The 12743-nt window shown below is 54.8% G+C and carries 12 protein-coding genes; 4 read left to right on the top strand and 8 right to left on the bottom strand.

All coding sequences use genetic code 11. From position 1 onward, the window contains the following. Nucleotide 1 precedes the first annotated feature (1 nt). Nucleotides 2-889, bottom strand: a complete 888-nt coding sequence (locus H7F20_RS15520; RefSeq protein WP_185787076.1) for a 3-hydroxyacyl-CoA dehydrogenase family protein — start codon at nt 887-889, stop codon at nt 2-4. A 20-nt stretch (nt 890-909) separates the two neighbouring features. Further along, nucleotides 910-1887, bottom strand: coding sequence for a Gfo/Idh/MocA family protein (locus H7F20_RS15515; RefSeq protein WP_185787075.1), 978 nt, complete (start codon nt 1885-1887; stop codon nt 910-912). Between the two features lie 89 nt (nt 1888-1976). On the opposite strand from H7F20_RS15515, the gene H7F20_RS15510 reads away from it, so the two are divergent. Then, entirely contained in the window at nt 1977-2618 is a 642-nt protein-coding gene (locus H7F20_RS15510; protein ID WP_185787074.1) for a protein-L-isoaspartate(D-aspartate) O-methyltransferase, read from the top strand. On the opposite strand, the gene smpB is transcribed toward H7F20_RS15510, so the two are convergent. Next, entirely contained in the window at nt 2619-3080 is a 462-nt protein-coding gene (smpB, locus tag H7F20_RS15505) for an SsrA-binding protein SmpB (RefSeq protein WP_185787073.1), read from the bottom strand. 106 nt (nt 3081-3186) lie between these two features. Here smpB and H7F20_RS15500 point away from each other — a divergent pair, with 106 nt between their 5' ends. Then, nucleotides 3187-3939, top strand: a complete 753-nt coding sequence (locus H7F20_RS15500; protein WP_185787072.1) for a DUF6503 family protein — start codon at nt 3187-3189, stop codon at nt 3937-3939. On the opposite strand, the gene H7F20_RS15495 is transcribed toward H7F20_RS15500, so the two are convergent. Beyond that, entirely contained in the window at nt 3917-4465 is a 549-nt protein-coding gene (locus H7F20_RS15495; RefSeq protein ID WP_185787071.1) for a histidine phosphatase family protein, read from the bottom strand. The two genes, H7F20_RS15500 and H7F20_RS15495, sit on opposite strands and share 23 nt — an antisense overlap. 92 nt (nt 4466-4557) lie before the next feature. Between H7F20_RS15495 and H7F20_RS15490 the strand changes: the two genes are divergently transcribed. After that, the gene (locus H7F20_RS15490) at nt 4558-6051 is read left to right on the top strand and encodes a PorP/SprF family type IX secretion system membrane protein (protein WP_185787070.1); all 1494 of its coding nucleotides are present in this window, start codon (nt 4558-4560) and stop codon (nt 6049-6051) included. 90 nt (nt 6052-6141) lie between these two features. Here H7F20_RS15490 and H7F20_RS15485 read toward each other — a convergent pair whose 3' ends face one another. Both H7F20_RS15485 and clpB read right to left on the bottom strand, forming a co-directional pair. After that, on the bottom strand, nt 6142-6738 hold the full coding sequence (locus tag H7F20_RS15485; RefSeq protein WP_185787069.1) for a TetR/AcrR family transcriptional regulator: 597 nt from the start codon (nt 6736-6738) through the stop codon (nt 6142-6144). A gap of 115 nt (nt 6739-6853) precedes the next feature. Then, nucleotides 6854-9454 (bottom strand): ATP-dependent chaperone ClpB, encoded by a 2601-nt coding sequence (gene clpB / locus H7F20_RS15480; protein WP_185787068.1) that lies wholly within the window; start codon nt 9452-9454, stop codon nt 6854-6856. A gap of 110 nt (nt 9455-9564) precedes the next feature. On the opposite strand from clpB, the gene ytxJ reads away from it, so the two are divergent. Further along, entirely contained in the window at nt 9565-9966 is a 402-nt protein-coding gene (gene ytxJ / locus H7F20_RS15475; protein ID WP_185787067.1) for a bacillithiol system redox-active protein YtxJ, read from the top strand. A 46-nt stretch (nt 9967-10012) separates the two neighbouring features. Here the strand turns inward: ytxJ and H7F20_RS15470 are convergent, their stop codons facing one another. Continuing rightward, the gene (locus H7F20_RS15470; RefSeq protein ID WP_185787066.1) at nt 10013-11200 is read right to left on the bottom strand and encodes a hypothetical protein; all 1188 of its coding nucleotides are present in this window, start codon (nt 11198-11200) and stop codon (nt 10013-10015) included. Nucleotides 11201-11309: 109 nt separating this feature from the next. Then, on the bottom strand, nt 11310-12599 hold the full coding sequence (gene fahA / locus H7F20_RS15465; protein WP_185787065.1) for a fumarylacetoacetase: 1290 nt from the start codon (nt 12597-12599) through the stop codon (nt 11310-11312). Nucleotides 12600-12743: the final 144 nt, after the last annotated feature.

Here is a 12743-nt window from a genome sequence, read left to right as displayed (position 1 = left end):
CTTAGCTGAACTGGGCGGAGATGCGTTCGGCTTTCCTGGATTCGGAATAATCGTAGAACCCTTCCCCGGATTTGACCCCGAGTTTCCCTGCAGTGACCATCTTGCGCAGCAACGGGCAAGGGGCGTATTTCGGATTCCTGAACCCCTCGTTGAGTACCTCCAGGATCGACAGGCATACATCCAGGCCGATAAAGTCGGCCAGCTGCAGCGGCCCCATGGGGTGTCCCATCCCGAGCTTCATGACCGTATCGATTTCCCCGACACCGGCAACGCCGTGGTATAGGGTTTCAATGGCTTCATTGATCATGGGCATCAGGATCCGGTTGGCTACGAACCCCGGGTAATCGTTGACTTCCGTCGGCGTTTTGCCCAGTTTTTCGGAGAGCTCCAGGATGGTCGTGGTCACCGAGTCGCTGGTGCTGTACCCCCGGATTACCTCGACCAGTTGCATCAGGGGGACCGGGTTCATGAAATGCATCCCGATGACCTGCTGGGGCCGGCTGGTTGCTGCCGCGATTTGCGTGATGGAGATGGACGAGGTGTTGCTGGCAAGGATGGCTTCGGGGGGTGCGGCCTGGTCCAGCTCCCGGAAGATGTCCATTTTGAGCTTTGCGTTTTCAGTAGCCGCTTCCACTATCAGGTCGGCCTCGGCCACCCCCTTGGCGATAGAGCTGCCTGCCTGTATATTGTCAAGGGTGGCTGCCACCCGGGAAGCTTCCAGGGTGCCCTTCGCTACCATCCGCTGCAGGTTCTTTTCGATGGTGGCCAGCCCCTTTTTCAGGCTTTGTTCGTCGATGTCAATGAGTTGGACGCGGTAATCGTGCTGGGCGAATACATGGGCAATTCCATTGCCCATCGTTCCGGCGCCGATTACGGATATATGCTTCATGATGCGTTTCAGGTTAAAGGTTAAGAATGCGTTTGCGTTTCGAAGGCCCCGATGATCCGTAGTGCCACGTCGAGCGCCCGGGCGCCATCCCCCAGGGAAACCACAGGGGTACTTCCGGTTTCGATGGAAGTCGCAAAGTGTTCAAGTTCGTCCAGGATGGCATTGTTGGTCTTTATTTCGGGATTTTCGAAATAGATCTGTTTCTTCTCCCCTTCGGCATTCTGCAGGATCATATCGAACTCCCCCGGGGTCGCAGGGGCATCCTTCATTTTGACGACCTCCACTTTCCGTTCCAGGAAATCCACCGATATATAGGCGTCGCGCTGGAAAAACCGGGATTTCCGCATGTTCTTGAGCGAGATGCGGCTGGCCGTCAGGTTCGCGACACAACCGTTCTCAAAGGCGATACGAGCATTCGCAATATCAGGCGATTTGCTGATCACGGACACCCCGCTGGCGCGGATATCCCGGACCGGAGACTTGACTACGCTCAGGATGATGTCGATGTCGTGGATCATCAGGTCCAGTACCACCGGGACATCTGTCCCGCGCGGGTTGAATTCGGCCAGGCGGTGGGTCTCAATAAACATGGGGGAATCCAGCATGGGGGCCACGGCTGTGAATGCCGGGTTAAACCGTTCCACATGGCCCACCTGTGCCTGAACGCCTTTTTTTTCGACCTGAGCCATCAGATCCCGGGCTTCTTCGTAGGTATGCGTAACCGGTTTTTCGATGAAAATATGTTTGCCCGTACCTACGGCGCGGGTGGCACAGTCGTAGTGGGATAGCGTGGGGGTGACGATGTCCACCATGTCCACCGCTTCGATCAACTGGCCCATATTGTCAAAATAAGGGATGCCGAATTCTTCAGAGACCTTTTTCCCCTGAACCAGGTCCGGGTCAAAGAACCCCACGAGTTCGTACCTGGGGGATTCTTTCAAAAGGCGCAGGTGGATTTTACCAAGGTGTCCTGCCCCTAGTACGCCGGCTCGTATCATAATGGATTCTGTTTTCCCCAAAAATAAACATACTTTGCCAGACCGGGGGCATGCGCAATATTTTCTAACTTAGCGAAAAACCACCACACTTGAGGGATACCTTAAAACACCGCGGGAAAAGGAACCAGCTGGCAGACACCATTGCCTCCAAGGGGGTAACGGATAAAGCCGTCCTGGATGCCATCCGGTCGGTTCCCCGCCACTTGTTCATGGACAGCAGTTTTGAGGATCACGCCTACCAGGACAAGGCCTTTCCCATTGCCGCAGAGCAGACCATTTCCCAGCCGTACACCGTGGCGTATCAAACTGCGCTTCTCGGGATTAAACCGGGTGATAAGGTATTGGAAATAGGTACGGGCAGCGGTTACCAGACTGCAGTGCTCCTGCATCTCAAGGCACGGGTCTATACGGTGGAGCGCCAACTGGAGCTCTTCAAGAAAACCAACCTGTTTTTCCGGCGGATGGGATACCGGCCCAAAAAATTTGTGTTTGGCGACGGATATAAAGGACTGCCGGATGAGGCACCATTCGATGCGATCATCGTCACTGCCGGGGCGCCATGGGTGCCCCGGCCCCTGATGTCACAGCTTGCCATCGGAGGCCGTATGGTGATCCCGGTTGGGGAGGAGGACCAGACCATGATGTTGATCCGCCGCGCTTCGGAAACGGAGTTTGAACGGCAGGCCGGCGGGGCCTTCCGCTTCGTGCCCCTGCTGGAGGACAAGGGTTAGTCAGGAGTTGAACGCCTTCTTCACCCGGTCGAGTTGCCGCTTCGATTCCCGGCTCCGGATCGTTTCCCGCTTGTCGTATTGCTTCTTCCCTTTGGCCAGGGCGATTTTGAGCTTGGCCAGCCCCCGGTCGTTGATAAAAAGGTTGAGCGGGACGATCGTGTTCCCGGTGGTTTTCACGGCCTTGTGAAGTTTGGCCAGTTCCTGCTTGTTCAGCAATAATTTCCGGGCCGCCTTGGGTTGGTGGTTGAAATGCGAGCCGTGGCTGTATTCGTCCACCTGCATATTGATCACAAACAATTCGCCCCCGGGGTTGAATTCACAGAAGCCTTCGGCAATGGAAGCCTTCCCCTCCCGGATCGATTTGATTTCGGTGCCGGAAAGGACAATCCCGGCCACGTAGGTGTCGATTAATTCGTAATCGAACCGGGCGCGGCGGTTTTTAATGTTGATCTGCTTCTGCATACCGGGCAAAATTAAGGGAAAAAATGGGGCATTTCGGTTATTTTAGGCGTAAAACTGCGACTATCCGGCATAAATGGCGAAATTTGCAATCCAAAATCGCATACTGATGAAATATCTTTTTCTGCTATTGCTTCCAGCCTTGATTACCGGTTGCCGGGAAGACAAAAAGCCTGCAGCCCTCACCGCTCAGGAAATTGTGGACCGGGCCATTGAGGTATCCGGGGGTAGCCGCTATGTGGAAAGTACCATACAATTCGGGTTCCGGGACCGCAACTACGTGGCCTTCCGGGAGAACGGGCGCGAGGTCCTGAGGCGGATTACCACCACCGACACCGCGGTGATCACTGACAGCAAGATTGGCAATGAATTTGAGCGCCTGGTCAATGATTCCCCGGTAGTGCTTGCGGACACCACGGCAAACAAACTGGCAAATTCGGTAAATTCCGTGCACTACTTTGCCTTTCTGCCCCACGGGCTCAATGACCGGGCGGTCAATAAGGAATTGGTGGGGGTCGTCCCGCTGGAAGGTTCCGAATACTATAAAATCCGGGTAACCTTTGACCAGGAAGGCGGGGGCAAGGACTACGAGGATGTATTCCTGTACTGGTTCAACACGGAGACCTTCCGGCCGGACTACCTGGCCTATGAGTACCATACCGACGGGGGCGGACAGCGCTTTCGCGTGGCGTATAACGACCGGGAAGTAGGCGGTATCCGGTTCCAGGATTACAGGAACTACAAACCGGCCGCAAAAATACCCCTGCCAACAATCGACAGCCTGTATGCTGCAGGCGAACTCGAGGAGTTATCCGTCATTGAACTGACGAATATCGAGGTCAGTCCGGGCAATTACAATTGAAGATCAGGCGGGTTGCCGTCGCCCGGGAACCTACCAGCTGGACGATAAAAAGGGAGCCGTTGTCGCTGTCGTCCATGGCGGGATACCGCGTTTCACCCAGCAGGCGGTTGACCAGTTCCGGAGTTGTATTGCTGTGGCCCACCACAAGGACATTGCCACCCCTGTTCTCCGTTTTGAAGGCTTCGACATCCAGGGTTTGGGGGTCGTAGTACTGGACGGTGATATCCTGTTTCACTGCCGCGGGCGCTGCCGTCATGGATGTGCGTTCAAAATCCGTGGTGTAAATCGCGTCAAGCGGTACGTCATTGAGGATTTCTGCCCAGTGCATGGCCCTTCCCAGGCCTTTCTGGGTAAGTTCCGGGTCGATGTCCTCCGGGTTGCTCCGGTCTTTTTCCGCATGCCGGATCAGGTAGAAAGTGGTTACTTCTGCGGGTCCGGGATCCAGATCCTGAAGCGGGGCATCGTCTTTGCAGGAAAGCCCGAGAAACAGGATGCACAGCAGGATAAGGCAGTTATTTATTTTCATAATGAAGCGGTTTGTTTAACTTTGTGGTCCCCACAGAATTTAACTGTATTTCACCAAATATAGTATAACGATCCTTTTAATCGGTTTGTGCTATGGCAAAAAGTATATCGGCCCTGATGCTTTTAATGGCCGTCATTCCCATTTTCGGCCAGGAGGTACCCCTCCCAGCCGATTTCCGCCAGCACAACCTCCTGTCGATCAATTCCAGCCTGTTCAACCCGGTGTTTTCCCTTCGACAGGACCCCCGGCACCGCATCGGACTCTGGACCAGATGGCAATGGCAGACCATCGATGGGGACCCGACCACCCTGTTGTTGAACTATACCGGGAAATTTGATGGCTTTGCCCTCGGGGGCGGCCTTTTCCAGAACAATAACCGCCTGTTCCAGCACACGGGGGGCATGGTGAATTTCGCCTACGATTTCCGCATTACGGACGAATTTTCAGTGGCGGCTGGTTTCAATGCCTTTGCCTACCGGCAGGAGCTTACGGACAACCGCTTCATCATCCAGGAACCCATACTGCCTTTCCCGGAGGACAACCAGGATTTTATCATTCAGGTAGCCCCGGCCATTGAGTTGAAATACAACGATCTGGGAGTGGGATTTGTCTTTGAAAACCTTTTTGATTACAGCTTCGATTACCAGGAGGCGGTAAGCCGGTCGGACGAAAAGATCGTTATCGGCATGGCCCGGTATGATTTCGAAACGGGAGGGGGGAGCGCAGCTTCCCCGGACCGGTTCACCCCGATGGTTTATTTCAAGAAAATACCCGGGTTTGACACGCAAATCGGCCTAAACGGCATATTCAACGCATCCCGGTATTGGATTCAGGGCGGATACAACAGCTTTTACGGTCCGTCACTCGGGGCAGGGGGACGGTTTTTACAACACCTTTCCATTGGGGGAGTCGTGGAATTCGCTTCGGACAATGCCCCTGAAACAGATGGGCTTTCCTACGAATTGGTCCTGGCCTATGATTTCGGGAAAACGGACCACAGGAAAAAAGTGGTGGGCTTCGATGTGGAAGAGGACCTGAAACGGGAGGCGGAACTCCTGGCCGCCAGGGAACAGGCCGAAGAAGCGGCCCGCCGCCAGGAGCGGGATTCCCTTGCTGCGGCCCGTGAAGCCGAGGCTGCCGGGGTTGCGGCCGCACGCGAAGCCGAGGCTGCGCGAATGGCAGCCGCACGCAGGGACTCCATCGAAACGGCGCGCCGGCAGGAAGAATTGCTCGCCCAGCAACGCCGCCGGGATTCGATCAGTGAGGCCGAACGTGCCCTGGCGCTTCAGGAGGAGGATGTCACCCCGGAGGCAGGGGAGAAATACCAGGAAATCACCCGGGAAGGCCAATTGGAGCCTGGTTATTATCTGATCGCGAATGTTTTCGGGACCAAGCGCTACTATGACGCCTTTATGGAAAAACTTCGCGGGCAGGGGCTCGAACCCCAGTCCTTCTACCGTAGCCGGAACAAATACAACTACGTTTACCTGAGGCGGTATGACAACATCTCCGAGGCCCGTCAGGCCAGGGACAGCAAATTCTCGGGCAGGTATGAAGGAGACCTCTGGATCCTCAGGATCCGCTAGATGGCTCCCGGTATCGAATAACCAGATGCCCCCTTTGCGGTTAACCCATCGGACGCCAGGGTTGCTGAATGCTATTTAAAATTCTGGTAATTATTTGCCGAGTTCCTTGCGGATCAGGATATCGAGGTAGGCAATGGTATTGTGGAGGTACTTGCGGTCGCTGGTAATGGTGGCCATGGTCACGGCCCCCTGTATCATGGTAAACAATTGCCGTGCGAACATCAGGGGCGGGACCACGAGGTGCAGCTCCCGGCTGCGAACCCCATCTTCCAGCACAACGGCGATTTTTCCTTCGATGACCCGTGCCGTTTCCCTTGCAGCGGCCGCCAGGGTGCGGTGGTTGTATTGGGCGTCCACCCCGACGTTGAGGATGGGGCATCCTCCCATGGACCGGGTGAAAACATCGTAGTTCCTGTAGAATCCCAACAGGCGGCCCAGTTTTTCCATGGCCCCGCCTTCACCGCCCAGTTCCGCTTCCAGGGCATCGAGCAGGCGCCGGCTGTTGAATTCAAATGCCGCAAGGGCCAGGGCATCCTTATTCTCAAAGTTTCCGTAGAGTGCGCCTTTGGTCAGTCCTGTCGCTTCGGTAAGGTCGCTCATGCTGGTGCCCACATAACCCTGCCTGTTAAAAATAGGGGCCACGGTTTCGATGATATAGGCTGTGGTCCTTTCGGCTTTGGTGGTCATGAAGCAGGCGGTTATAGATTGCTAATATAAAAATTAGATACGGTATGGTATAAATGTAACCAAAAATAAAACCCCTGACCGGGGGCCAGGGGTTCATCTCATCTATTTTATTGGTTCATTCGACCAATTGGTCCTGATTTCGGAAAACCAGTTCGTCCTCAAAACTATCGATCAACACCGCGCTGTTTGCGTGGATATTGCCACTGAGCAACTCCTTGGACAATTTGTTGAGGACCTCCCGCTGGATTACCCGTTTTATGGGCCGGGCCCCGTACTGGGGGTCAAAGCCCTTCTCCGCGAGGTATTGGATGGCTTCCTCAGTCGCATCGATCTCGATGTGCTGGGCCGCCAGCATTTTCCGGACGTTGTCGAGCTGCAGCCGCACCACCTGCCGGATATCTTCCCTGCTTAGCGGGGTAAACATGATGATATCGTCGATCCGGTTCAGAAACTCCGGGCGTATGGTCTTCCGCAGGAGTCCGAGGACTTCTACCCTGGCTGCTTCCGTGGCGCTGAACAGGTCCGGGTTGTCTTCAAAGGTTTCCTGGATGATATGGCTGCCCATGTTGCTGGTCATAATAATGATGGTGTTCCGGAAGTCGGCCACGCGCCCCTTGTTATCCGTAAGCCGTCCCTCGTCCAGTACCTGCAGCAAAATATTGAAGGTATCCGGGTGGGCCTTTTCGATTTCGTCGAGCAGCACTACGGAATAGGGCCTTCTGCGAACAGCCTCGGTAAGCTGACCGCCTTCGTCGTAACCCACGTAACCGGGGGGCGCCCCGACGAGCCGGCTTACCGCATGGCGTTCCTGGTATTCGGACATATCTATCCGGGTCATGGCATTTTCATCGTCAAAGAGATAGGCCGCCAGGGTTTTGGCCAGTTCCGTTTTTCCCACCCCGGTGGTACCCAGGAACAGAAAGGAACCAATGGGCCGTTTGGCATCCTGCAGGCCCGCCCGGCTGCGCCGGATGGCATCCGAAACCGCTTCGATCGCCTCATCCTGTCCGACCACCCGACGGTGCAGTACTTCCTCCAGTTTCAGGAGTTTTTCCCGTTCACTCTGCAGCATCTTGTTTACCGGGATACCGGTCCATTTGGCGACTACTTCGGCAATGTCCTCACGGGTAACCTCTTCCTTGATCAGCGTGCCAGCCTCCTGTTGCCGGTCCAGTTCTTCCTGCAGCCGGTCCAGTTCGGCCTGTGCCTCCTTGATCTTACCATAGCGCAGTTCGGCGACACGTCCGTATTCGCCGTTGCGCTCGGCCCGTTCGGCCTCGTTCTTAAACTCCTCGATGGATTGTTTGGTTTTCTGTATGGCATCCACCACGCTGCGCTCGCTTTCCCATTTGGCAAAAAGTTCGTTCCGGTCCTCCTTGTAATTGGCCAGGTCGGCGTTCAGGGCTTTGAGCTTGTCCGGGTCGTTCTCCCGTTTGATGGCCTCGATCTCAATTTCCAACTGCATGATTTTCCGGTCGAGCGCGTCGAGTTCCTCGGGTTTGGAATTGATTTCCATCCGCAGCTTGGAGGCCGCCTCGTCCATCAGGTCAATGGCCTTGTCCGGTAAAAACCGGTTGGTGATGTAGCGCTCGGAGAGCTCCACGGCGGCAATGACGGCCTCATCCCGTACGCGTACCTTGTGGTGGGTCTCATATTTTTCCTTCAACCCACGCAGGATGGATATGGCTGCCTCCGTGTCCGGCTCCTCCACGGTAACCCTCTGGAAACGACGCTCCAGCGCCTTGTCTTTTTCGAAATACTTTTGGTATTCATCCAGGGTGGTAGCCCCGATGGCGCGCAATTCCCCCCGTGCCAGGGCCGGCTTGAGGATGTTCGCTGCATCCATGGCGCCCTGTCCGCCGCCGGCGCCTACCAGCGTATGGATCTCGTCTATGAACAGGACGATATTCCCATCCGAGGAGGTGACCTCCTTGATCACGGATTTGAGCCTCTCTTCAAATTCCCCCTTGTATTTTGCACCGGCGATCAATGCACCCATATCCAGGGAATAGATCACCTTATCCTTCAGGTTTTCAGGCACATCCCCCTGAACAATGCGGTGCGCAAGCCCCTCGGCAATGGCCGTCTTGCCGGTTCCCGGCTCCCCGACCAGCATCGGGTTGTTTTTGGTCCGGCGTGAAAGTATCTGCAGGATCCGGCGGATTTCCTCATCCCGGCCAATCACGGGGTCCAGCTTCCCGCGGTCTGCCAGATCGTTCAGGTTCCGGGCATACTTATCCAGGGCGTTGTAGGTTTCTTCCGCACTCTGGGAGGTCACCCGGCCGCCCTTGCGAAGCTCTTCAATGGCTTTGCCCAGGTCCTTTTCGGTGACGCCCTGGTCCTTCAGGATCCGGGCCACCTTGGATTTAGACCTGAGAATTGCCAGCATGAGGTGTTCTACCGAAACGTATTCGTCTTTCTCTTTTTTTGCAATATTGCTCGCTTCATTCAGGGTTCTCCCGGCCTCGGCAGAAAAGATAAGGTCGCCCCCGGAGACCTTGGGGAAGGTTTGCAACTCCTTGTCGACAATCTGCCCTACCAGTACATCATTCACCTGCAGTTTCTTGAGCAGGAACGGCAGGACATTTTCATCCACGGCGGCAATGGCCTTGTACAGGTGCTCATTTTCGACCTGCTGGTGGCCCATCTCCTGTGCAAGCTGCTGGGCCTGCTGGATCGCCTCCTGGGATTTTATGGTAAAATTATTTATGTTCATCGCTGTGATTCTTATGTTTACACGGATGGATGTCAAGAATCCTACCAAGTGATCACAGCGGCCATTCTGGCAGCAAAAAAGCAATTAAACAAGACAATAAGACAGTAACCATGGGTATTTCAAAGGTTTTCGGCAACCTTTTCGGGACAGGGGGACAAAGCGGTTCGCAGGACACGGGGCAGATCCCCTGGAAACGGCTCGCCCAGGGACCGGGGGATGTACTCTCCGGCAAGGGGCCGGATACCCCACTGCAGGTCGTATTCAAGCATTCAAACTCCTGTGGCCTGAGTCGGATCATGCTGAATCGATTTGAAAATAAATGGCCTGGAAGCGGGATTGATTATTACCTGGTGGATGTCCGGCAGGACCGGGAAATATCCCAGGCGCTGGCCAGGGAACTCGATTGTACCCACCAGTCCCCACAGGTCCTCATCCTCCGGGAGGGGCAATTGCTGGCCCATGCGTCCCATGGGGATATAGACAGACTGCAACCCGCAGCCTACCTGGAATAAAAAACCCCGGCCAACCGGCCGGGGTCCCTGGTAATTACCAGATTGATCAATTGAATTTTTGTCGCTGCAGGATATTTTTCAACCGCGCCTTCAGGTCTTCCCCGGCATCATAGACCATTTGTTCGTCGGTCGGGAAGGGCACGGCAGCCAGGTCCAGCAGGGCAACCAGGTTGTTGTCAAGCGCCCTGCGGTCCCCGTCGTAATTGGCGTAGACGTGCTCAAATATAAACTGGCTCGCCAGCGGATAGGAATTCAGCGACTGGCGCGTATGCAGGTCAATGAAATTCACATTCCCGTTCACGTGGGCCGTTTTTTGTTGGGTAAACTGGTAAAAGTTGCAGCGTACGGAGCGAAACCGGTCAACTTCGATTTTATTCCCCAGGCTGTCCTTGACCACGTTGCCCTGTTCGTCCAGCAGGAATTGTTTGCCATCCTTAATCTGGCGCTCCTGGATGAATTGTTTTTCGTTCACCCGTTCGGGTGATATTACGATGTCCCGAAAGGCTACCTGCATCTCATAGTCGTATTCGATATCCTTGAGCGGGTTGGTGTGGTAGGTAGTCCACAGGTCATCCAGCCCGTAGGTGTTGAAATTCAGCAATTCTTCCTCCAGGCGTTCCGGTACAATCTGCTGGGTATCGTTGATCATGGTGACCTTTACATAATCCAGCCCCCTGAGCCGGGCTTCTTCCATCATCTCCCGCGTATCCCCGTACCCCGGGTTAATTTCCTCCAGGTACCTGAAATCGTCGTAGGCCTGGCGGAAATCGAATTTGGTCCGGGCATCGGAAAGGAGCCGGGAGGCATTCGTATACAGGTATTCGGAAAGGTCATCCTTGGTCGCCAGGATTTCCCGGTCGTAGTTTCCGAACTTGAAACGCGCATCGCGGTTTTCGTCAAAGATGGGCAGGGGCAGGAGCGGACGGATCCGGTTCTGCATCTCTTTGAGGTTGTTATACTTTTTATAAACGGTCTCGAGGTTCGCCGGGTTTCCGTCCTGGTTGAGGAAGGAAATTTCCTGGAGTTCCCTTGTAGTATATTTTGCAAAGGCTTCCTCCAGCAGAACCACGTAGGGCTGGTTGCCTTTTTTGGTTTTGTTGTCCGCCAAATTATCGATGGCCCGGTAGATCGCCTGTTCGTAGTTTCCAGTATTGACGGCTTCCTGGGTCTTTTTTACCCCGCCACAGGCAGCGGCCAGAACCACAACAAGTCCGTAGAGTAGTGCCTTTTTCATGATGGTCTATTTTGGGTTTGGCTGGTTGAATCCAATGTTTGTGCCAAAATCAATCCTAAATAGAACGCAAATCGATGAAACTTCGTATAAACTGGGTTAAAAACCTATTTTACAAGTGTTTGAGTCCCGGGGCAGGGAGTAATTTGGTGCGCACTTCCCCAAAGCCGATACGCAACCCACCTTTATTGCAATGCCCCCGCATGACCACGGTATCCCCGTCTTCCAGGAAGACCCGGGAGATTCCTCCGGGTAGTGAAAGCGGCTTGCTGCCGGCCCAGGAGAGCTCGAGCATGGAACCAAAGGAGTCCGGGGTGGGGCCCGAAATGGTCCCGCTGCCCATCATATCCCCGCTGTTAACCTTGCACCCGTTGACTGTATGGTGGGCCAGCTGCTGGGCCATGGTCCAGTACATGTATTTGAAATTCGATTTGCTGACGGTGGCAGGGGTACCGCCGTCCGGGATCAGGTCAACCTCGAGTGCGATATCAAAACTATGTTTGCCGGACTGCCGAAGATAGGGGAGTGGCTCGGGCTGCTGGGGCGGGCTGCTTGTACGGAAAGGCTCCAGGGCATCCAGGGTGACGATCCAGGGCGAGATGGAGGAGGCAAAGTTCTTAGCCAGAAAGGGCCCCAGGGGCACATATTCCCACTTCTGTATATCCCGGGCGCTCCAGTCGTTGAAAAGGACTAGCCCGAAGATATAGTCTTCCGCCTCGGAAACGGGGATAGGTTCCCCCATCTTGTTGGCGTCCGTGGTGATGAAAGCCATTTCCAGTTCAAAGTCCACCCGCCTGGAAGGTCCGAAAACGGGTTGGTCCGAATCCTGGGGCAGCGTCTGGCCGTTGGGCCGGCGTACCGGGGTACCGCTGGGAACAATCGTGGAGCTGCGCCCATGGTAGCCCACCGGAATGTGCAGCCAGTTGGGCAACAAGGCGTTATCCGGGTCCCGGAACATACTGCCCACATTGGTCGCGTGCTCCTTGCTCGAATAGAAATCCGTGTAGTCCCCGATTTGTACCGGCAGCTGCATTTCGATTTCATCCATTGAAAACAGGACCGTTTTGCGGTGTTCTTCCTGCTGTTGCAATTCGGGATTCCGCTTGTCGAAAACCTCGGCAATCCGGTTTCGCACCAGCCGCCAGGTCTTCTTCCCGTCCGAGATGAAATCATTCAGGCTGTCCTGCAGGAAAATATCGTCCGTCAGCGGGATGTCCCTGAAATACCCCAGTTGGTGCATGGCGCCCAGGTCGATAGCCGTATCCCCGATCCGCGTACCGATGGTGATGACGTCGTCCCGGGTCAGGAACACCCCGAAAGGGATATTCTGTATCGGGAAATCGGAATCTTCGGAAACGGGTAACCAGGATTGCCTGCTGGGGTCATTTGCTTTTATGGACATGCGGAATTGTTAATTTTTGTTTGATAAATACCTGACCAAATATATCATTTTATCTGGTTTAACCCCTTTCCTTTTGTACTTTTACGCAGCCTAAAAAAGTTGGCGGGAAGGGCTTGCCGATTGACCTAAAAAAGGAGTCCGGTA

It is taken from the genome of Robiginitalea sp. SC105 (assembly GCF_014243345.1).
Taxonomy (GTDB): domain Bacteria; phylum Bacteroidota; class Bacteroidia; order Flavobacteriales; family Flavobacteriaceae; genus Robiginitalea.
Note: the sequence above shows the minus strand (reverse complement) of the source record. Positions and strands in the feature narration are given on the sequence as shown.

Coding starts and splice junctions, on each gene's coding strand:
- H7F20_RS15520 (WP_185787076.1), bottom strand. CDS start 889: ATGAAGCATATATCCGTAATCGGCGCCGGAACGATGGGCAATGGAATT.
- H7F20_RS15515 (WP_185787075.1), bottom strand. CDS start 1,887: ATGATACGAGCCGGCGTACTAGGGGCAGGACACCTTGGTAAAATCCAC.
- smpB (WP_185787073.1), bottom strand. CDS start 3,080: ATGCAGAAGCAGATCAACATTAAAAACCGCCGCGCCCGGTTCGATTAC.
- H7F20_RS15500 (WP_185787072.1), top strand. CDS start 3,187: ATGAAATATCTTTTTCTGCTATTGCTTCCAGCCTTGATTACCGGTTGC.
- H7F20_RS15495 (WP_185787071.1), bottom strand. CDS start 4,465: ATGAAAATAAATAACTGCCTTATCCTGCTGTGCATCCTGTTTCTCGGG.
- H7F20_RS15490 (WP_185787070.1), top strand. CDS start 4,558: ATGGCAAAAAGTATATCGGCCCTGATGCTTTTAATGGCCGTCATTCCC.
- H7F20_RS15485 (WP_185787069.1), bottom strand. CDS start 6,738: ATGACCACCAAAGCCGAAAGGACCACAGCCTATATCATCGAAACCGTG.
- clpB (WP_185787068.1), bottom strand. CDS start 9,454: ATGAACATAAATAATTTTACCATAAAATCCCAGGAGGCGATCCAGCAG.
- ytxJ (WP_185787067.1), top strand. CDS start 9,565: ATGGGTATTTCAAAGGTTTTCGGCAACCTTTTCGGGACAGGGGGACAA.
- H7F20_RS15470 (WP_185787066.1), bottom strand. CDS start 11,200: ATGAAAAAGGCACTACTCTACGGACTTGTTGTGGTTCTGGCCGCTGCC.
- fahA (WP_185787065.1), bottom strand. CDS start 12,599: ATGTCCATAAAAGCAAATGACCCCAGCAGGCAATCCTGGTTACCCGTT.